At 40.7% G+C, this 19,014-nt stretch carries 19 protein-coding genes and 1 pseudogene; 16 read left to right on the top strand and 4 right to left on the bottom strand.

The features are described from left to right. Window positions 1–42: 42 nt before the first annotated feature. The 12 genes and pseudogenes from JJN14_RS07675 to JJN14_RS07620 all read left to right on the top strand — a co-directional run bounded on the left by JJN14_RS07675 (window position 43) and on the right by JJN14_RS07620 (window position 8,992). Complete coding sequence (locus tag JJN14_RS07675; protein ID WP_001049318.1) at window positions 43–555, top strand: adenine phosphoribosyltransferase; 513 nt, start codon at window positions 43–45, stop codon at window positions 553–555. A 288-nt stretch (window positions 556–843) separates the two neighbouring features. Then, complete coding sequence (gene metA / locus JJN14_RS07670; RefSeq protein ID WP_201058329.1) at window positions 844–1,788, top strand: homoserine O-acetyltransferase MetA; 945 nt, start codon at window positions 844–846, stop codon at window positions 1,786–1,788. A gap of 8 nt (window positions 1,789–1,796) precedes the next feature. Continuing rightward, complete coding sequence (locus tag JJN14_RS07665) at window positions 1,797–2,474, top strand: DnaD domain-containing protein (RefSeq protein ID WP_201058328.1); 678 nt, start codon at window positions 1,797–1,799, stop codon at window positions 2,472–2,474. Between the two features lie 97 nt (window positions 2,475–2,571). Next, a complete protein-coding gene (gene tpiA, locus JJN14_RS07660) occupies window positions 2,572–3,330 on the top strand; it encodes a triose-phosphate isomerase (protein ID WP_201058327.1) in 759 nt (252 codons plus the stop codon). A gap of 72 nt (window positions 3,331–3,402) precedes the next feature. Next, window positions 3,403–3,808: pseudogene (locus tag JJN14_RS07655) on the top strand (ATP-binding cassette domain-containing protein); the annotation flags it as partial. Between the two features lie 160 nt (window positions 3,809–3,968). Then, window positions 3,969–4,487, top strand: a complete 519-nt coding sequence (locus tag JJN14_RS07650; protein ID WP_004237560.1) for a Dps family protein — start codon at window positions 3,969–3,971, stop codon at window positions 4,485–4,487. Window positions 4,488–4,694: 207 nt separating this feature from the next. After that, window positions 4,695–5,033 carry a zinc ribbon domain-containing protein YjdM gene (locus JJN14_RS07645; protein WP_001061584.1) on the top strand — a complete coding sequence of 113 codons (339 nt, stop codon included), beginning with the start codon at window positions 4,695–4,697 and terminating at the stop codon, window positions 5,031–5,033. Window positions 5,034–5,035: 2 nt separating this feature from the next. After that, a complete protein-coding gene (locus JJN14_RS07640; RefSeq protein WP_201058326.1) occupies window positions 5,036–5,665 on the top strand; it encodes a Pr6Pr family membrane protein in 630 nt (209 codons plus the stop codon). Between the two features lie 124 nt (window positions 5,666–5,789). Next, window positions 5,790–6,941 (top strand): MFS transporter, encoded by a 1,152-nt coding sequence (locus tag JJN14_RS07635; RefSeq protein ID WP_201058325.1) that lies wholly within the window; start codon window positions 5,790–5,792, stop codon window positions 6,939–6,941. A gap of 99 nt (window positions 6,942–7,040) precedes the next feature. Continuing rightward, window positions 7,041–7,790 (top strand): tRNA pseudouridine(38-40) synthase TruA, encoded by a 750-nt coding sequence (gene truA, locus JJN14_RS07630; RefSeq protein ID WP_049510665.1) that lies wholly within the window; start codon window positions 7,041–7,043, stop codon window positions 7,788–7,790. Next, window positions 7,780–8,553, top strand: coding sequence for a bifunctional hydroxymethylpyrimidine kinase/phosphomethylpyrimidine kinase (locus tag JJN14_RS07625; RefSeq protein WP_070478558.1), 774 nt, complete (start codon window positions 7,780–7,782; stop codon window positions 8,551–8,553). The genes truA and JJN14_RS07625 overlap by 11 nt, the downstream gene beginning before the upstream one ends. Further along, window positions 8,531–8,992: an ECF transporter S component gene (locus JJN14_RS07620; protein WP_201058324.1), complete on the top strand. Its 462-nt coding sequence runs from the start codon at window positions 8,531–8,533 to the stop codon at window positions 8,990–8,992. The genes JJN14_RS07625 and JJN14_RS07620 overlap by 23 nt, the downstream gene beginning before the upstream one ends. A 253-nt stretch (window positions 8,993–9,245) precedes the next feature. Here the strand turns inward: JJN14_RS07620 and JJN14_RS07615 are convergent, their stop codons facing one another. The 4 genes from JJN14_RS07615 to JJN14_RS07600 form a co-directional block, all read right to left on the bottom strand. Then, window positions 9,246–10,328: a M24 family metallopeptidase gene (locus JJN14_RS07615; RefSeq protein WP_201058323.1), complete on the bottom strand. Its 1,083-nt coding sequence runs from the start codon at window positions 10,326–10,328 to the stop codon at window positions 9,246–9,248. A gap of 127 nt (window positions 10,329–10,455) precedes the next feature. Next, window positions 10,456–11,238 (bottom strand): lipid II isoglutaminyl synthase subunit GatD, encoded by a 783-nt coding sequence (gatD, locus tag JJN14_RS07610; protein ID WP_054388476.1) that lies wholly within the window; start codon window positions 11,236–11,238, stop codon window positions 10,456–10,458. Next, window positions 11,238–12,581 carry a lipid II isoglutaminyl synthase subunit MurT gene (murT, locus tag JJN14_RS07605; protein WP_201058322.1) on the bottom strand — a complete coding sequence of 448 codons (1,344 nt, stop codon included), beginning with the start codon at window positions 12,579–12,581 and terminating at the stop codon, window positions 11,238–11,240. Before murT ends, gatD begins: the two co-directional genes overlap by 1 nt. A gap of 98 nt (window positions 12,582–12,679) precedes the next feature. Further along, window positions 12,680–13,996: an FAD-containing oxidoreductase gene (locus JJN14_RS07600; protein WP_049510658.1), complete on the bottom strand. Its 1,317-nt coding sequence runs from the start codon at window positions 13,994–13,996 to the stop codon at window positions 12,680–12,682. A gap of 329 nt (window positions 13,997–14,325) precedes the next feature. On the opposite strand from JJN14_RS07600, the gene JJN14_RS07595 reads away from it, so the two are divergent. From JJN14_RS07595 to JJN14_RS07580, 4 genes are all read left to right on the top strand, one after another. Further along, window positions 14,326–15,900 (top strand): DEAD/DEAH box helicase, encoded by a 1,575-nt coding sequence (locus JJN14_RS07595; RefSeq protein WP_084863035.1) that lies wholly within the window; start codon window positions 14,326–14,328, stop codon window positions 15,898–15,900. A gap of 72 nt (window positions 15,901–15,972) precedes the next feature. Next, window positions 15,973–17,321, top strand: a protein-coding gene (locus tag JJN14_RS07590; RefSeq protein WP_201058010.1) for an IS3 family transposase whose coding sequence is annotated in 2 segments (ribosomal slippage) — window positions 15,973–16,423 and window positions 16,423–17,321 — 1,350 coding nt in all. Because the reading frame shifts where the segments join, the coding sequence is not laid out codon by codon here. 272 nt (window positions 17,322–17,593) lie between these two features. Next, the gene (gene codY, locus JJN14_RS07585) at window positions 17,594–18,382 is read left to right on the top strand and encodes a GTP-sensing pleiotropic transcriptional regulator CodY (RefSeq protein WP_000940738.1); all 789 of its coding nucleotides are present in this window, start codon (window positions 17,594–17,596) and stop codon (window positions 18,380–18,382) included. Then, entirely contained in the window at window positions 18,382–18,957 is a 576-nt protein-coding gene (locus JJN14_RS07580) for a cysteine hydrolase family protein (RefSeq protein WP_201058321.1), read from the top strand. The genes codY and JJN14_RS07580 overlap by 1 nt, the downstream gene beginning before the upstream one ends. Window positions 18,958–19,014: the final 57 nt, after the last annotated feature.

Here is a 19,014-nt window from a genome sequence, read left to right as displayed (position 1 = left end):
ATGCTATAATAGAGAGTAAAAAACTTTGAAAGAAAGAAAAAGATGAATTTAAAAGATTATATTGCAACAATTGAAAATTATCCGAAGGAAGGTATTACTTTCCGTGATATTAGTCCTTTGATGGCTGATGGAAATGCTTATAGCTATGCTGTTCGTGAAATTGTTCAGTATGCTACTGACAAGAAAATCGACATGATCGTGGGACCTGAGGCTCGTGGTTTTATCGTGGGCTGTCCAGTTGCCTTTGAGTTGGGAATTGGTTTTGCACCTGTTCGCAAACCAGGTAAATTGCCACGCGAAGTTATTTCTGCTGACTATGAAAAAGAGTACGGTGTTGATACCTTGACTATGCACGCTGATGCCATCAAGCCAGGTCAACGTGTTCTTATCGTAGATGATCTCTTGGCAACAGGTGGAACTGTTAAGGCAACTATCGAGATGATTGAAAAACTTGGTGGTGTTGTAGCAGGTTGTGCCTTTCTTGTTGAATTGGATGAATTGAACGGCCGTGAAAAAATCGGTGACTACGATTACAAAGTTCTTATGCATTATTAATGAAAAACAGTCCCTAGGGCTGTTTTCTCTACATTAGGATATAAAAATAGACTATAGCTAGTTAGAGAAAAAGTATAATTGAAAACTATATCTTCTTGCAGTATAATAAAAGGACTAAGTGTTTGAGATTTAGTTTCATACTCAATGAAAATCAAAGAGCAAACTAGGAAACTAGTCGCAGGCTGTACTTGAGTACGGCAAGGCAACGTTGACGCGGTTTGAATTTGATTTTCGAAGAGTTTCAAACATATGCAATGATTCCTGAAAGAATACAGTTAGGAGAGGGTTATGCCGATTCGAATTGATAAAAAATTACCAGCTGTTGAGATTTTACGGACAGAGAATATCTTTGTCATGGATGATCAACGTGCAGCCCACCAAGACATCCGTCCTTTGAAGATTTTAATCTTAAATCTTATGCCACAGAAAATGGTCACAGAAACCCAGCTGTTGCGCCATTTGGCCAATACGCCCTTGCAACTGGATATTGATTTTCTCTATATGGAAAGCCATCGTTCTAAGACAACTCGTTCAGAGCACATGGAGACCTTTTATAAAACTTTTCCTGAAGTTAAGGACGAGTATTTTGATGGCATGATTATCACGGGTGCTCCAGTTGAGCATTTACCATTTGAGGAAGTGGACTATTGGGAGGAATTTAGCCAGGTGCTTGAGTGGTCCAAGACCCATGTCTATTCGACCCTTCATATCTGTTGGGGGGCTCAGGCAGGACTCTATCTGCGTTATGGGGTTGAAAAATACCAGATGGACAGTAAGTTATCGGGTATCTATCCTCAGGACACCTTAAAGGAAGGTCATCTTCTTTTTAGAGGCTTTGACGATAGCTATGTATCCCCTCATTCACGGCACACGGAGATTTCTAAGGAAGAGGTCTTAAACAAAACCAATCTCGAGGTTTTATCAGAGGGTCCTCAGGTTGGGGTTTCGATTTTGGCTAGTCGTGATTTACGAGAAATTTATAGTTTTGGGCATTTGGAATATGACCGTGATACCTTGGCAAAAGAGTATTTTAGAGATCGTGACGCAGGTTTAGATCCACATATTCCAGAAAATTACTTTAAGGATGATGATGTCAACCAGACACCTTGTCTTTGTTGGTCTTCATCAGCAGCCCTCTTTTTCAGTAACTGGGTTAATTATGCGGTCTATCAGGAGACGCCTTTTGATTGGAGAAAAATAGAAGATGATGCATCTGCTTTTGGGTATTTATAAGAGGAATTATGACATATTTAGACGCTTTTAAATCAGGGAACTTGGTTTTACCGAGTGCCCTGCTCTTGCATTTTAAGGAACTCTTTCCTTCTAGCGACGATTTTCTGGTCTGGCAATTTTTCTATTTGCAAAATACGACAGGCTTAGAAGAAATGTCCCCAAGCCAGATTGCTGAAAGGATTGGCAAGGAAATTTCGGATGTCAATCAGGCTATTTCCAATCTGACGGAAAGGGGACTGCTTCAGTATCGAACCATCGAATTAAATGGTGAAATCGAATTGCTTTTTGATGCTAGTTTAGCTTTGGAACGTTTGGATGACTTGTTTGGAGTTGCTCATTCGAGTTCAGACCAGTTGACATCTCAAAATCAACTCAAGGATTTGGTGGAAACCTTCCAACAGGAGTTGGGGCGCTTGTTGACGCCTTTTGAGATTGAGGATTTGACCAAGACACTAAAGGAAGATGGGACCAGTGCTGACTTGATTAAGGAGGCTCTTCGTGAAGCGGTTTTGAATGGAAAACCAAACTGGAAGTACATTCAGGCGATTTTAAGAAACTGGCGCCATGAAGGTGTCAAGAGTGTGGCTCAAATCGAGGCTAAACGAGCAGAGAGAGAAGCAAGCAATCCTCAGTTGACACAGGTATCTACAGATTTCAGAAATGCTATGGATCTCTGGAAGGATTAATCATTGGAAGCAAGCTTGAAATCCGAGTAAGATTTGCAAGCTGTGTCTAATTGTGATAAAATAAATAGAAAATAAATTGAAAAAAGAGGTATGTGAAATGTCACGTAAACCATTTATCGCTGGTAACTGGAAAATGAACAAAAATCCAGAAGAAGCTAAAGCATTTGTTGAAGCAGTTGCATCAAAACTTCCTTCATCAGATCTTGTTGAAGCAGGTATCGCAGCTCCAGCTCTTGATTTGACAACTGTTCTTGCTGCTGCAAAAGGCTCAAACCTTAAAGTTGCTGCTCAAAACTGCTACTTTGAAAATGCAGGTGCTTTCACTGGTGAAACAAGCCCACAAGTTTTGAAAGAAATCGGTACTGACTATGTTGTTATCGGTCACTCAGAACGCCGTGACTACTTCCATGAAACTGACGAAGATATCAACAAAAAAGCAAAAGCAATCTTTGCAAACGGTATGCTTCCAATCATCTGTTGTGGTGAGTCACTTGAAACTTACGAAGCTGGTAAAGCTGCTGAGTTTGTAGGTGCTCAAGTATCTGCTGCATTGGCTGGATTGACTGCTGAACAAGTTGCTGCCTCAGTTATCGCTTACGAGCCAATCTGGGCTATCGGTACTGGTAAATCAGCTTCACAAGACGACGCACAAAAAATGTGTAAAGTTGTTCGTGACGTTGTAGCTGCTGACTTTAGTCAAGAAGTTGCGGACAAAGTTCGTGTTCAATACGGTGGTTCTGTTAAACCTGAAAACGTTGCTTCATACATGGCTTGCCCAGACGTTGATGGTGCCCTTGTTGGTGGTGCGTCACTTGAAGCTGAAAGCTTCTTGGCATTGCTTGACTTTGTAAAATAATCGACTCTTTATCAACATTATTGGGTTGAAGAAAAGCTAAGATCGAGAAAGGACAAATATCGTCCTTTCTTTTTTGCTACCAAAGCGGCTAATGTAGACCATTTTATCCGAACTCTTCCTGGTGGTTATAACATGGAGATGAACCAAGACTCCAGCAATATTTCCCTCGAGCAAAAACAACTCTTGACCATCGTGCGTGCTCTCCTAGACAATCCTAAAATTCTCATTTTGGATGAAGCGACTTCCTCTATTGATACCCGTTTGGAACTCTTGATTCAAAAAATCACGAAACGATTGATGAAAGGAAGGAACAGCTTTGTCATTGCACACCGCCTTTCGACCATTCAAGAAGCAAATAAGATTCTCGTTCTTAAGGATGGACAGATTATTTAGCAGGGAAATCACGAAAGTGTACTCCAAGCGAAAGGTTTTTTATTATGATCTTTACCATAGCCAATTTTCAAGCCAATCTGATTAAATCAGCTAATAAAATAATGTCAAACTTTTCTTAAATTATCAGTCTATTGCAACTTTTCTCATGTGAGTCATTTGGCTTGCTATTGGTTTTCCTTAGTAGTATACTAAGAGAGTAAACACTAAGAAGTGCTTACAAATAATAATGAATGAGGTAAAATAAAATGGTAGAATTGAAAAAAGAAGCAGTAAAAGACGTAACATCATTAACAAAAGCAGCGCCAGTAGCATTGGCAAAAACAAAGGAAGTCTTGAACCAAGCTGTTGCTGATTTGTATGTAGCTCACGTTGCTTTGCACCAAGTGCATTGGTACATGCGTGGTCGTGGTTTCCTTGTATGGCATCCAAAAATGGATGAGTATATGGAAGCTCTTGATGGCCAATTGGATGAAATCAGCGAACGCTTGATTACACTTGGTGGTAGCCCATTCTCTACATTGACAGAATTCCTTCAAAATAGTGAAATCGAAGAAGAAGCTGGTGAATACCGTAATGTTGAAGAAAGCTTGGAACGTGTGCTTGCTATCTACCGTTACTTGTCAGAACTCTTCCAAAAAGGTTTGGATGTCACTGATGAAGAGGGTGATGATGTGACAAACGGTATCTTCTCAGATGCTAAAACTGAAACTGATAAAACAATCTGGATGCTTGCCGCAGAACTTGGACAAGCACCAGGTTTGTAAGATAAATGCATCCCTTTCTATCATGAGTTTCTGTATCACTACTCATGATAAACTATCTTTTAAAAATCATGTAGCAGACAAAGTTACATGATTTTTTCTTTGCTTCTCCGGCGACTCATTTGTCAAAATGCTGATTTTAAGGTATAATAGTTGCTGTTCGAGAAATTTTGATTTTCAAAGAATAGTGAATGATGATAAGGAGAAACCATGAACAACTTACCAAATTGCCCAAAATGTAACTCAGAGTATGTCTACGAAGACGGTGCCCTACTGGTTTGCCCAGAGTGTGCTCATGAGTGGAATCCTGCTGAAGTTGCAGATGTAGAAGAGGGCCTTGTTGCTATCGATGCCAACGGGAATAAATTGGCTGACGGTGATACTGTAACCCTCATCAAGGACTTGAAAGTAAAAGGTGCGCCAAAAGATTTGAAACAAGGGACGCGCGTGAAAAATATCCGCATCGTAGAAGGCGACCACAATATCGACTGTAAAATTGATGGCTTCGGTGCCATGAAACTCAAATCAGAGTTTGTGAAGAAAATTTAAGCATGTCAAAGCACTACAAACTTGTATTTTATAGCCGTATCTTCTTGTTTCTAGCGGCTTTTACGGGAGTTTATCTTGAAATCGCCAAGCATGGTGGATTTGGGATGCTTCTCTATTACACTGTTCTGTCCAACCTTTTAGTCGCGATTTTTACGCTCTATCTCCTAAAGGTTATGAGCCGTTTAGGTGAAAACTGGCAAAGGCCAAGCCTCTTGCGCTTAAAAGGTGGGGTCACCATGAGTATCATGATTACCTGTGTGATTTACCATTTCCTATTAGCGCCTATTGCGACTAATTTCTATACTCTAGAAAATTTCCTTTGCCACTATATCGTTCCCCTCTGGTTTTTAGCAGATACCCTCTTTTTTGACAAACAGGGTCAATACAAAATCTGGGATCCAGTTGTGTGGACAATTTTACCCTTACTTTATATGATTTTTGCTCTTTTTAATGGCTTGGTACTGAAACTTGATGTTCCTAATTCTAAGGTCAGTCCCTTCCCTTACTTCTTTTTGAATGTGAACAAGGGGTGGGATGTCGTGTTCAAGTGGTGTCTGATTATATTTGTTGCCTATATGGTGGCAGGATTTATCTTCTACTTGATCAAGCAAACCAAGAGAAAGTCATCCTAAGACACAAGGGATTCATTTTCGAGTTTAAGAAGGAGTCTATACAATAAAGAGGCTTCTTCTTTTCTTGCCTGTTTGATAACTATCAAAAAAGTAGAAGATTAAGAGAAATATAGAAAGAGATTTCATGAAACAATTTTTAGAACGGGCCAGTATTTTGGCTCTCTCCCTCGTTTTGATTACATCCTTTTCCATCTCGAGTGCTCTGCCAGCCATGTTTGACTATTATCAAGGTTATCCTAAGGAACAAATTGAGCTCTTGGCGAGCTTGCCTTCCTTTGGAATCATGATTATGTTATTACTAAATGGTTTCTTAGAAAAAATATTTCCTGAGCGATTACAGATTAGTTTGGGCTTGCTAATATTATCTCTTAGTGGAATCGCACCTTTCTGGTATCAAGCCTACCCCTTTGTTTTTGGAACACGGATTCTTTTTGGTTTGGGTGTTGGGATGATTAATGCCAAGGCCATTTCCATTATCAGTGAACGCTATCAAGGAAAAACGCGAATTCAGATGTTAGGGCTACGCGGTTCTGCAGAGGTCGTTGGGGCTTCTCTCATTACCTTGGCAGTCGGCCAATTGTTGGCCTTCGGTTGGACAGCTACCTTCCTAGCCTATAGTGCTGGATTTTTGGTACTGACCCTTTATCTGCTCTTTGTCCCTTATGGAAAGGAAAAGAAAGAAGTCAAGAAAAAAGCGAAGGAAGTAAGTCGCTTAACTCGAGAAATGAAAGGCTTGATTTTTACCCTAGCTATTGAAGCGGCAGTTGTAGTTTGTACCAATACAGCTATTACCATCCGTATTCCAAGTTTGATGGTGGAAAGAGGACTTGGAGATGCCCAGTTATCTAGTTTTGTTCTTAGTGTCATGCAGTTAATCGGGATTGTGGCTGGGGTGAGTTTTTCTTTCTTGATTTCTATCTTTAAGGAAAAATTGCTCCTCTGGTCTGGTATTACCTTCGGCTTAGGGCAAATTGTGATTGCCTTGTCTCCATCCTTGTGGGTGGTAGTGGCAGGGAGTATTCTGGCTGGTTTTGCCTACAGTGTAGCCTTGACGACGGTCTTTCAACTGGTCTCTGAACGAATTCCAGCTAAACTCCTCAATCAAGCAACTTCATTTGCTGTATTAGGCTGTAGTTTCGGAGCTTTTACGACTCCATTCGTTCTAGGTGCGATTGGCTTACTAAGTCACAATGGTATGTTGGTCTTTAGTATCTTAGGAGGGTGGTTGATTGTAACCTCTATCTTTGTCATGTACTTACTTCAAAAGAGAGCTTAGGATTGGTTTCCTAAGTTTTTCTTTTTGTGAATTTTGCACCCAGACAATATTTGTTTTTGAACCTTGTTTTCAGATTATTTTCTTGATAAAATAGAAGTTATGACGAGATATAAAGCAACTATTTCCTATGATGGTTACGCCTTTGCGGGCTTTCAACGCCAGCCCCATGCGCGTAGCGTTCAGGAAGAAATAGAAAAAACCTTGACCAGGTTAAATAAGGGGCAAGCTATTACTGTTCACGGTGCTGGTAGGACAGATAGTGGGGTTCATGCCCTGGGACAGGTGATTCATTTTGACCTGCCTTATCAAATGGATGAGGAGAAGCTCCGTTTTGCTTTGGACACCCAGTCCCCTGAAGATATTGATGTGATTTCGATTGAGCTTGTGGCGGATGATTTTCATTGCCGTTATGCCAAGCACAGTAAGACCTATGAGTTTATCGTGGATAGGGGCCGTCCCAAGAATCCTATGCGCCGTCACTATGCCACTCACTTTCCCTATTCACTCGATGTGGAACGCATGCAGATTGCAATCAAAAAGTTAGAGGGAACCCATGATTTCACTGGCTTTACAGCCTCTGGGACTAGTGTAGAGGATAAGGTTCGAACCATCACAGAAGCTAGTTTAACAGTTAATGAGACAGGTCAGTTTTTGACCTTTACCTTTTCAGGAAATGGTTTCTTGTATAAGCAGATCCGCAATATGGTGGGGACGCTGCTCAAAATCGGCAACAACCGTATGCCAGTAGAGCAGATTGACCTCATCTTGGAGAAAAAGGACAGGCAGCTTGCAGGTCCCACTGCAGCACCAAATGGTTTATATTTAAAGGAGATTCGTTATGAAGAATAATCGTATTTTAGCACTTTCTGGGAATGATATTTTTAGTGGTGGTGGCCTGTCAGCTGATTTGGCTACCTATAACTTGAACGGCTTGCATGGCTTTGTAGCAGTGACTTGCTTGACAGCCTTGACGGAAAAGGGCTTTGAAGTCTTTCCAACTGACGATGCCATTTTTCAACATGAATTAGATAGCTTGCGTGATGTGGAGTTTGGGGGAATTAAGATTGGTCTTCTTCCTACTGTCAGTGTGGCTGAGAAGGCTTTGGACTTTATCAAACAACGCCCAGGAGTGCCTGTGGTTCTGGATCCTGTCTTGGTTTGCAAGGAAACACACGACGTAGCTGTAAGTGAACTCTGCCAAGAATTGATTCGCTTCTTCCCTTATGTCAGTGTGATTACGCCTAATCTTCCTGAAGCAGAATTATTGGCAGGTCAGGAAATTAAAACCTTGGAAGACATGAAAACTGCAGCTCAGAAATTGCATGACTTAGGAGCGCCAGCAGTCATTATCAAGGGAGGCAATCGCCTTAGTCAGGACAAGGCTGTGGATGTCTTTTATGATGGACAAAACTTTACAGTCCTAGAAAATCCTGTTATCCAAGGGCAAAATGCTGGTGCAGGTTGTACCTTTGCCTCAAGCATTGCCAGTAACTTGGTTAAAGGTGATGAACTTTTAGCAGCAGTAGAAAGCTCTAAGGCTTTCGTTTACCGTGCCATCGCACAAGCAGATCAGTATGGAGTAAGACAATATGAAGCAAACCAAAACAACTAAAATCGCCCTTGTATCCCTATTAACCGCCCTCTCTGTGGTTTTAGGTTATTTCTTAAAAATTCCAACACCGACAGGCATTCTAACTCTTTTAGATGCGGGTGTCTTCTTTACGGCCTTCTACTTTGGTAGTCGCGAAGGGGCTGTAGTCGGAGGACTAGCAGGTTTCTTGATTGACCTCTTATCAGGCTATCCTCAGTGGATGTTCTTTAGCTTGGTCAACCATGGCTTGCAGGGATTTTTCGCAGGATTTAAAGGAAAAACTCAGTGGTTAGGCCTTATCTTAGCAACGATTGCCATGGTAGGGGGTTACGCCTTGGGTTCTACTTTGATGAATGGCTGGGCATCAGCCCTACCAGAAATTCTACCAAATTTCATGCAAAATATAGTAGGGATGATTGTAGGATTTATTCTTAGTCAAAGTATCAAGAAGATTAAGTAAAGAGACTGAGTCAAAAGTCTTTCAAATAAGAAAAACGCATAGTATCAGGTGTTGAAAACTTGATACTATGCGTTTTATTGTGGGAAGATTTTATACTCTTCAAAAATCTCTTCAAACCGCGTCAACATCGTCTTGCCGTAGATATGGTTACTGACTTCATCAGTCTTATCTACAACCTCAAAACAGTGTTTTGAGCAACCTGCGGCTAGTTTCCTAGTTTGCTCTTTGATTTTCATTGAGTATTAGATGAATATTAATCAAAATAAAGCAAGTCTTTGCTGGTGCTTGTAAAGAGGTCAAAGCCATCCTTGGTAACAACACCACAGTCTTCAATACGGACACCAACTTTACCAGGGATATAGATACCTGGTTCAACAGAGAAGCACATGCCTTCTTCGATGACCATGTCGTTTCCTTCCATGATGGATGGGAATTCGTGGACATCCATACCGATACCATGACCAAGACGGTGGTTGAAGTACTCACCGTAACCAGCTTTTTCGATGACTTCACGGGCAGCGCGGTCCACTTCATGGGCAGTCACACCTGGCTTGATAAAGTCAAGAGCAGCTTGTTGGGCTTCAAGAGTCAAGTTATAAATGTCTTTCTTGAATTGGTCAGGTTTACCAACAGCGACTGTACGAGTCATATCTGACGCATAGCCGTTGACCAGAACACCGAGGTCAAAGAGGAGAAGAGCATCATTTTCAACCTTATTAGCTGCTGGAATACCGTGTGGATTTGCAGCATTATCACCAGTCAAGACCATGGTATCAAAACTCATTTCATAGCCTTCACGTTTCATGGCAAAGTCGATTTGAGCGATGATATCTGTCTCCGTCTTATCAAGAGAAATATTGTCAAACCCCACTTTAACAGCCTTGTCCGCATAGAGACCTGCAACCATCATTTTTTGCACTTCGTCAGCTGATTTGATGAGGCGCATGCGTTGGATACGAGGTGTGAGGTTTTCAAACTCAGCAGTTTCAAAAACGGTTTTTAAACCATGATATTTGGTCAAGATAAGATTGTCAAACTCAACAGCGACACGTTTGAAGTCAAGTTGAGGAAGAGCATGTTTCATTTTTTGCCATGGATTTTCAGAATCCACATAGCCCACAACTGGGAAGGAAACAGTGCTAGTAGCACGTTCTACTTCAAGGGCTGGGACAAAGAGGAGAGGTTCCTGATTTGCTAGGACAAAAAGGAACATTTGGCGTTCATGGGGATCACTGTAAAAGCCAGTGAGGTAATTGATTGTGACGGGGTCAGATACGACAGCGACGTCTAGTTTTTCTGATTCAAGATATGTTACGATTTGTTGTAATTTAGACATATGCTACCTTCTTTCTACCCCTCTATTTTGGCAAAAAATGAGAGAAAATGCAAGGGAGAAGGGTAAAAGAAAAGTCAAAAAGAACTCCGACAAGATAACGGAGTTCTTTGATATAGTTTTACCTTGTTTAAGAAAAGTCAGCCTTGCTTTTGACGTCGCTGTATTCTTCAGCGATTTCTTGGCTGAGAATGTCTTCATAGGCAGGGAGTTGGATGTCCTGACCATATTTCTTCTTGAGGGCAGTAGTGACTAGGCGATAGGCCAGATTGGCATTACGAGAGAGGATAGGCCCGTGGAAGTAGGAACCAAAGACATTCTTATAATGAACCCCTTCACCAACCTTTTCTTCATTGTTTCCATTTCCATAGACAACCTGTCCCAGTGGTTTTTGGTCATCTGAGAGGAAGGTACGGCCCTGGTGATTTTCAAATCCATAGTAGGTTTCATTGAAATCTTCATTGTGAATCTTGATGTCCCCGATAAAACGGTTATTGGTCTGGTTGAGCGTGTAGTGGCCCATGACACCTAGCCCTTCGATACGTCTCCCTGAAGCTTCAATATAATATTGACCCAATAGTTGGAAACCACCGCAGATAGCGAGGACCACACCGTCGTTTTGTATGTAGTTGTCAATGCTCTCTTTTTTAGCAGGTAGGTCGTCTGCAATAATACTTTGTTCAAAGTCTTGACCGCCACCGAAAAAGGCGATGTCGTAGTGATTTTCATCAAAATCATCATGAAGTGAAACGATGTCAACCGTCACATGGGCTCCCAGTTTTTCAGCCACATACTTGAGCATGAGGATGTTTCCATTGTCCCCGTAGGTATTCATGAGATTTCCGTATAGGTGGGCAATGTTGATCTGATAGGGGTAATTGCCAGCTTTTGAGGAAAGTGAAGTATAAACCATTAGTTCATCTCCTTTCTAACAATCTGACGACTAGCCAGCAGTTCGCGGAATTCCAGCATAGCAGTATAGGTAGCTAGAATATAAGCATGCTTGCAGTCTTGGTTCTCAATGGTCTTAAGAACTTGTTCCAGACTACTTGTTTCAGTGATTTTTTCAGCTGGATAGCCTGTTACTCGTAGACGACGAGCGATTTCAGAATGACGAACACCGCCAGCGTTGATTTCAGGGATGTCCATCTCAGTGATTTGTTCAAAATCAGCATCCCAGATCCAGCTGGTATCAATTCCATCTGCATAGTTGGCATTTAGGAGAACAGATAGACTAAATGGATAAGGTGCTAGTTTAATCATTTCGATAGCTTGAGTTGCACCGACTGGATTTTTAATCAAGACGAGGGTACATTCCTTGTCACCGATATGGAAGGTTTCTTGGCGTCCAAAGACTGCACGGCTCTTATCAAATCCCTGCTTGATGAGTTGTGAATCTGCACCGAGGAAACGGGCGATGGCAACCGCTGCTAGGGCGTTGTAGATATTGTAGAGACCACCGATTTGGATACCATATTCTTGTCCGTCAATGATAAAGCGAGAGCGATTGTTGGTCAACTCAACTAGTTCTGTCAAGCGATAGTCGAGATCAGGACGTTTACATCCGCAGCCTTCACAGATATAGGCACCCAAGTTTGCATAGGTATTATGCTCATATTTGAGGATTCCTTGGCAGTCAGGACAAAGAATCCCTTCTGTATTATAGTGAGCCAGCTGGGCTGGACCTTTCTCCAAGTCAAAACCAAAATACTCTACAGGATTTGGAATAGCTGGCTTGTAGAAAAGAGGACTGTCACCATTTAGGAGAACAGTAGCCGTAGGTACCTTACGAATAGCATCCAAAATCATCTTGTAAGTAGTGTAAATCTCACCATATCGGTCCATCTGGTCACGGAAGATATTCGTGATAACAAATAAGCTTGGCTGGATATAGTCACAGATACGAGATAGACTTGCTTCGTCAATCTCTAGGACGGCAATATTTTTCCCAGTTTTAGAAGATTTGGCTGTTAAGAAGGTTGTCGCAATTCCTGTAATCATGTTGGCACCGCTTGGGTTGGTCAGAACTTGACCATAAACCTCTTTTAAAATGCCGACAGTGAGGGCAGTTGTCAAGGTTTTTCCATTGGTTCCAGTGACCACGACAATCTCGTAGTTCTTAGCTAGGTTTTGTAAAATATCTTTATCAAATTGAAGGGCAAGTTTTCCTGGAAGCGTACTCCCTCGGCCAAGACGGCTTAAAATGAAGTGGGAAGAACGCCCAGCAAGAAGGCCCAAAGTAGTTTTTAATTTCATGGTTCTATTATATCATAAAAGAGGAAAAAGACAGATTTGAGGTTCCGCAGAAGTAAAAACAGCCCAAAGAGGGCTGTTCGATACGATTAAATCTCAACTTAAATCGCAAACAAGTCATTCAAGTTCTCAGCCAAGGTTGGGTGAGTGAAGATTTGTTTTGTGAAGTAAGTGTAAGGAATCTTGTTGTCCATAGCAACAGTGATGATATTGATGATTTCTTGAGATCCTTCTGAGAAGATGCTTGCTCCAAGAATTTCTTTTGTTTCAGTATTAACAACAGCTTTGAAAGCTCCGCGAAGGTCTCCATTTACATGACCACGAGGCATTGCTGCAACAGGGATTTCTTTCACAGCGTATGGAAGTTTCAAATCAGCTGCTTGACTTTCAGTCAAACCAACTTGTGAAAGTGCAGGTGTGATGAACATGGTGTTTGGTACATTGAGACGGTCTTCAAGTGTGTAGCTGCCATCTCCAGCAAGGTAGCTGTAAACAACACGGAAGTCATCAAGTGAAATGTAAGTAAATTGAAGGCCACCGTTGACATCTCCAACTGCAAAGACACCAGGAACGTTTGTTTGACAATGTTTGTCCACTTTAATAGCGCCACGTTCAGTTAGTTCAATATCTGTATTTTCAAGTTGAAGTGGTTCTACATTTGGTTTGCGTCCAGTTGCGTAGAGAAGGGCATCGAAACGGTAAGTTTCATTTTCAGTTACGACAAGCACTTGGTCACCGTCATTTTTAATTTCAGTAGTACGGATATTTTGAAGCAATTCAATACCGTCTTCTTCCATGTATTGTTTAGCAAGAGCTGCGATGGAAGGTTCTGCACGAGGTAGGAAAGTATCCAAGGCATCTAGGACTGTAACCTTGCTTCCAAGTTTGTTGTAAAGGCCGGCAAATTCAAGACCGATATTTCCGCCACCAAGAACACCAAGTTTTTTAGGCAATTTGTCCAAGTTTTGGATACCTGTTGAGTCAAAGACGTTTTTGCTTGTAGCAAGTCCAGGGATTGGCAAGACGTTTGAAACAGCACCAGTGTTGATGACGATTGTTTCAGCAGTCAGTTCTTTCTTTTCATCACCAGCTTGGATTTCGATGACTTTATTTGAAAGGAAGTGAGCTTCCGCATCAAAGATATCTACGCCTGTACCAGCAACAGTCGCATAGTTTTTACCGTTAAGGCGACCAGTGATAGTGTTTTTGGTAGCAATGACTTCTTCAAAAGACAAGTCTTTTTCAGCAGCAACTAGCAAAGTCTTAGTTGGGATACAACCAATGTTGATACAAGTTCCACCGTACATGGCTTTGCTACGTTCAATGAGGGCAACTTTTTTGCCAGCTGAAGCCAATTTACCAGCTAGTGTTTTACCAGCTTTACCAAATCCGATAACGATTAAATCATAAGTTAACATTTAGAGTTCCTCCTATTCGAATTTCATTCTAGCACAAGAAAAAAACTTTTGCACAATTCTGCTACGCTTTAAAAAAGTTTATGAAATAGTGGAAATTACAGCCTTACTTTCTCAGAAAAATCGTTTACATGACATTATCGAAGGATTAGGCTATCTTTTGCTTCTCTCTTGTGTTATACTAGATAGGTTGCAAAGAAAACAGTACTTTTCTTTTGTGGAAAAGAAGCAACACGATTTTATATCCAGTATATGAAAATACGTCATAAAAAGAAAAGTATAAACTAAGCCCTATAGGGTGGCTTCGCACCACCTTTAGAAAGAAGAATAACGTGAAATTTAATGAATTAAACTTGTCTGCTGATTTGCTAGCAGAGATTGAAAAAGCTGGTTTTGTAGAAGCCAGTCCGATCCAAGAGCAAACTATTCCCTTGGCTCTTGAAGGCAAGGACGTTATCGGTCAAGCTCAGACTGGTACAGGAAAAACTGCAGCCTTTGGCTTGCCAACCCTTGAAAAAATCCGTACAGAAGAAGCGACCATTCAAGCTTTGGTTATCGCTCCAACACGTGAACTTGCTGTTCAAAGTCAAGAGGAACTCTTCCGTTTTGGTCGTAGCAAGGGAGTCAAAGTCCGTTCAGTATATGGCGGATCGAGCATTGAAAAACAAATTAAGGCTCTTAAATCTGGTGCCCATATCGTGGTGGGAACACCGGGTCGTCTTTTGGACTTGATTAAACGTAAGGCCTTGAAATTACAAGATATTGAAACCCTCATCCTTGACGAAGCAGACGAAATGCTCAACATGGGCTTCCTTGAAGATATCGAAGCTATCATTTCTCGTGTCCCTGAAAACCGTCAAACTTTGCTTTTCTCAGCAACTATGCCAGATGCCATCAAACGTATCGGTGTTCAGTTTATGAAAGAACCTGAGCATGTGAAGATTGCTGCTAAGGAATTGACAACAGAATTGGTTGACCAATACTATATCCGAGTTAAAGAACAAGAAAAATTTGACACCATGACTCGTCTCATGGATGTGGAGCAACCTGAGCTTGCTATCGTATTTGGTCGTACAAAACGCCGTGTAGATGAATTGACTCGTGGTCTGAAAATCCGAGGCTTCCGTGCAGAAGGAATTCATGGTGATTTGGACCAAAACAAACGTCTTCGTGTCCTTCGTGACTTTAAAAATGGCAATCTTGATGTTTTGGTTGCGACAGACGTTGCAGCGCGTGGGTTGGATATTTCAGGTGTGACCCATGTCTATAACTACGATATTCCACAAGATCCTGAAAGTTATGTTCACCGTATCGGTCGTACAGGTCGTGCTGGTAAGTCAGGTCAGTCTATTACTTTCGTATCACCAAATGAAATGGGCTACCTCCAAATCATTGAAAACTTGACTAAGAAACGCATGAAAGGTCTCAAACCTGCAAGTGCAGAAGAAGCCTTCCAAGCTAAAAAACACGTAGCTCTCAAGAAAATCGAACGTGATTTTGCAGATGAGACTATCCGTGCCAACTTTGAGAAATTTGGTAAGGATGCTCGTAAGCTGGCTGCCGAATTTACTCCTGAAGAATTGGCAATGTATATCTTGAGTCTGACTGTTCAAGACCCAGATAGTCTTCCTGAAGTGGAGATTGCACGTGAAAAACCATTGCCATTTAAACCATCAGGTAATGGATTCGGTGGTAAAGGTAAGGGAGGTCGTCGTGGAGATGACCGTCGTGATAATCGCCGTGGAGACAACCGTCGTGGTGGTCGTCGTGATGATTTCAAAAAAGGAAGTCGTGGCAACGATCGTTTTGATAAGGAAAAACGTTACCGTAAAGATAATAAAAAACCACGCAATACTTCAAGCGAAAAGCAAACAGGCTTTGTTATTCGTAACAAGGGCGATAAATAAGAAAAAGCGGTTCAAAATGTACTGCACCCCAAAAGTTAGACAGTAAAAATCTAACTTTTGGGGTGTTTTATTATGAAATTGAGTTATGATGATAAAGTTCAGATCTATGAACTTAGAAAACAAGGATATAGCTTAGAGAAGCTTTCAAATAAATTTGGGATAAACAATTCTAATCTTAGGTACATGATTAAATTGATTGATCGTTACGGAATAGAGTTCGTCAAAAAAGGAAAGAATTGTTACTATTCTCCTGAACTAAAACAAGAGATCATTGATAAAGTTCTTCTTGAGGGGCATTCACAAATTAGGGCGTCTCTGGATTATGCTCTTCTAAGTAGTGGATTACTTTCGAATTGGCTGGCACAATATAAGAAAAACGGGTATACTATTGTTGAGAAAACAAGAGGGAGACCACCTAAAATGGGACGTAAGCCAAAGAAGAGATTTGAAGATATGACAGAATTAGAACGTCTTCAAGCAGAAAATGAGTACTTGAGAGCGGAGAATGCCATTCTAAAAAAGTTGAGAGAACTCCGATTGAGGGACGAAAAGGAGCAAGAAGAAAAACGGAAATTGTTCAAGGACTGGTAACAGAGTTTTCTTTAGATATCCTTCTAAAGATTATTAAGCTTGCCCGTTCAACTTATTATTACCACTTAAAACAGCTGGATCAAAGCGATAAAGATTATGATATTAAAGCTGAAATTCAGTCAATTTATACTGAGCATAAAGGAAATTACGGCTATCGTCGCATGACTCTAGAATTACGAAATCGTGGCTTCGTAGTGAACCATAAGAAGGTGCAGCGTCTGATGAAAGTACTTGGTTTAACGGCTCGAATTCGCCGTAAAAGGAAGTATTCTTCATACCAAGGAGAGGTTGGCAAGAAAGCAGATAATCTTATTCAACGTCAATTTGAAGCAACCAAACCAATGGAAAAGTGTTATACGGATGTGACAGAATTTGCCATTCCAGCAAGCAGCCAAAAGCTTTATTTATCACCAGTTTTAGATGGCTTTAACAGCGAAATTATCTCCTACAATCTTTCTACTTCGCCGAACTTAGTACAAATGAAAGCTATGCTAGAACAAGCCTTTACAGAGAACCATTACGAGAATACAATTCTCCATAGTGACCAAGGATGGCAATACCAACACGATTTCTATCATCATTTTTTAAAGAATAAGGGAATCCAACCATCTATGTCACGTAAGGGAAATAGCCCAGATAACGGTATGATGGAATCTTTCTTTGGCATTCTTAAGTCTGAAATGTTTTATGGTTATGAGAATACGTTTCAGTCACTTGAACACTTGGAACAAGCTATTGTAGACTATATTGATTACTACAACAACAAACGAATTAAGGTAAAACTAAAAGGACTTAGCCCTGTACAATATAGAACTAAATCCTTTGCTTAAATTAATTGTCTAACTTTTTGGGGTCAGTACAAAATGAATCGCTTTTTTATATAAGGAGACCGAATGGAAAAGAAAGATAAATAAAATAGATATATTATCTTCTTATAATATTATGATACACAAAAATAGGGGGCTTGTCAATAGAAAAGAAGCAATTTAATTAAAAATATTCTTGTTTTTTTAAATTGCAATTAAATAAGCAATTTTCAGATAATAATTGAAAATTCAAGCTGTTTATGTTATAATGATAGCGATTATATTCGAGGTGAAAAATGGCACATTTATTAGAAAAAACTAGAAAAATTACTTCTATCCTGAAGCGCTCAGAGGAGCAGTTGCAGGAAGAGCTTCCCTACAATGCAATTACCCGTCAATTGGCAGATATTATTGACTGTAACGCCTGTATCGTTAATAGCAAGGGACGTCTCCTTGGCTATTTTATGCGTTACAAAACCAATACAGATCGTGTAGAGCAATTCTTCCAAACTAAGATTTTCCCGGATGACTACATTCAAGGCGCGAACATGATCTACGATACAGAAGCCAATCTGACAGTTGATCATGATTTGAGTATTTTCCCTGTAGAGAGTCGTGCCGACTTTCCAGATGGTTTGACAACGATTGCACCGATTCATGTATCAGGGATTCGTCTTGGTTCTTTGATTATTTGGCGCAATGATAAAAAATTCGAAGATGAGGACTTGATCCTTGTTGAGATTGCGAGTACCGTTGTTGGAATTCAACTCCTCAACTTCCAGCGTGAAGAAGATGAGAAAAATATTCGCCGCCGTACTGCTGTTACCATGGCGGTTAATACCCTTTCTTATTCAGAACTCCGTGCTGTTTCAGCAATTTTAGGGGAATTAAATGGAAATGAAGGGCAGTTGACTGCGTCTGTGATTGCAGACCGTATCGGTATTACCCGTTCTGTGATTGTCAATGCTCTTCGTAAACTTGAGTCTGCGGGAATTATTGAAAGTCGCTCACTTGGAATGAAGGGAACCTACCTTAAGGTCTTGATTTCAGATATTTTTGAAGAAGTGAAGAAAAGAGATTACTAATGACTAAGGCTTTAATTTCGATTGATTATACAGAAGATTTTGTTGCTGATAGTGGGAAGCTGACAGCAGGTGCTCCAGCTCAGGCGATTTCGGATGTCATCAGCAAGGTAACTCGATTAGCTTTTGAACGCGGAGATTACATCTTCTTTACAATAGATGCTCATGAAGAAAACGATTGTTTCCATCCAGAAAGCAAGCTATTTCCTCCTCACAATTTGATTGGGACTAGTGGACGGAATTTATACGGAGATTTGGGGACCTTTTATCAAGAGCATGGTTCAGACAGTCGTGTCTTTTGGATGGATAAACGCCATTACTCAGCTTTTTCAGGGACTGACCTGGATATCCGTTTGAGAGAGCGTCGAATTTCTACAGTTATTTTAACCGGAGTCTTGACGGATATCTGTGTCCTGCATACAGCTATAGATGCCTATAATCTAGGATATGATATCGAGATTGTTAAACCAGCTGTTGCTTCCATCTGGCCTGAAAATCATCAATTTGCCCTAGGTCATTTCAAAAACACACTTGGAGCTAAGTTAGTAGATGAAAATCTAAATGAACTTTCTGAGTAATTTGGTTGATGAAATGAAAAAATTTTGAAAAAAAGTGTTGACAAGGATCCCAAAAGT

The sequence above is a fragment of the Streptococcus mitis genome, from assembly GCF_016658865.1.
Taxonomy (GTDB): Bacteria; Bacillota; Bacilli; order Lactobacillales; family Streptococcaceae; genus Streptococcus; species Streptococcus mitis_BT.
This window is presented reverse-complemented; position numbering and strand designations above follow the sequence as displayed.